The organism is Sphingobacterium faecale, from assembly GCF_016746095.1.
Lineage (GTDB): Bacteria > Bacteroidota > Bacteroidia > Sphingobacteriales > Sphingobacteriaceae > Sphingobacterium > Sphingobacterium faecale.
The window spans coordinates 1-1,453 of the sequence record NZ_JAERTY010000025.1 but is presented as its reverse complement, the minus strand read 5'-3'; the positions used below and the strand labels follow the sequence as shown (position 1 = coordinate 1,453).

Below are 1,453 nucleotides of genomic sequence, written 5' to 3'. Positions count from 1 at the left end.
TAAAGCTTCAATTTCAATTGCGAGATGAATCATTATTAATTCTAGATACTTACAAATCTAAATTAAATCCTAATACATATAAACTATTGGAGCTTCAGGTTATGGGGGCTTTAGGATATGAATTGGGGCGAGCATTGGTTGGTTTACATCGGTATGCGGGCAATAAAAATGACGAGGTGATTAAATCATATTTACGAATGTTTATGAACAATTATTTTGAACAAGTTTCATCTGCAATTCTTCACATAGATGAATCAAGCATAAGCTCGCCTAGATTTATAGACTATTTAGTCGAATACACCTGGTTATCATTTGTCGATCAATATAAAGGAGGAGGAAATGTCGTGAAAGAATGGTATGAGTTAAGTAAGAAATTGGTTAATTCCTCTCCCGTGCGTGATCGAATATTAGCTTCCATTCTAATGAAACGCTTTCAAGATAAGCCACAGGAAGATTTGTTGGCTGATGCTTTTTTGACCCTTAAGGACCCTCTTAGTCTTCATAAAATCGCTACTTTGAAAAATCTAATCAAAGGTACTTATGCCTATAAGTTTTCTCTACCTGATGTCTTTGGAAAGTTTTACAAAGCTGATGATTATAAAGGCAAAGTGATTTTTATGGACTTTTGGTATGCTTCATGTTTACCTTGTAGAGACTATATGAGAAATGTTGTTGGCCCTTTGAAGAAGATTTATAAAAATAATACCGATGTCGTATTTATTACAGTCTCTACAGATAAGTTCGAAGTTTTTAAGACAATATCGAAAAAAGATGATTTTTTTATTGATGGAGGGGTAAATCTCTATACCAATAATGAATTGTTTAAACACCCTATTATTCAATACTATCAAATTCGATCGTACCCTTACCCGTTATTAATAGGAAAGGACGGAAAATTATTGACCGGGTTATTTGATTTAAAATCTATCGAAGGATTAAAATATGCAATTGATACTGCATTAAAATAATAAAGCCCTCTAGCGGGGGTAGCTCTGCTAGAGGGGTAATAAAAAATTCAATGCTGCTTAAAAACTTTACTGCTTCAAGTTTTTAAAGTTTCCATTACAACGGATCCATTCTCCAGGATTAGATCCTTCACCAGGTTTATAAGCCCAATGACATAGATCGTTACTTTGTTCACATTCAAAGCCCACTTGGTAGGCACCTTCATTAGTCCAGCCCGATGGAATTGGATCTACTAAAGGATTGAATGTTGGAGTAGGATTACCAGATAGACTGGTGGTATAGCCATCATGCCCAATCTCCGAACAAATTGACTCCTGTGTTTTCGCATTCATCGCTAGCGCTATGCCGCCAACAGCGATGAATGTTCCTAATAAAATTGATTTTAGCGTGTTCATATGTTAATGATTTGCTTTTAAATGGGCATATGGAATATCCAATGTATTTTTAGTGTTGTTTGAGTAGTTATTGCTACATGGATATTTCATAC

General features: G+C 34.8%; 2 protein-coding genes. One reads left to right on the top strand and one right to left on the bottom strand.

The genetic code is table 11. The features are described 5' to 3' along the window. The coding region (locus tag JKG61_RS22640) for a TlpA family protein disulfide reductase (protein ID WP_202105283.1) at positions 1-968 on the top strand (968 nt) is incomplete at its 5' end. A 66-nt stretch (positions 969-1,034) separates the two neighbouring features. Here JKG61_RS22640 and JKG61_RS22635 read toward each other — a convergent pair. Beyond that, a complete protein-coding gene (locus tag JKG61_RS22635; RefSeq protein ID WP_202105282.1) occupies positions 1,035-1,361 on the bottom strand; it encodes a hypothetical protein in 327 nt (108 codons plus the stop codon). Between the last annotated feature and the right edge of the window lie 92 nt (positions 1,362-1,453).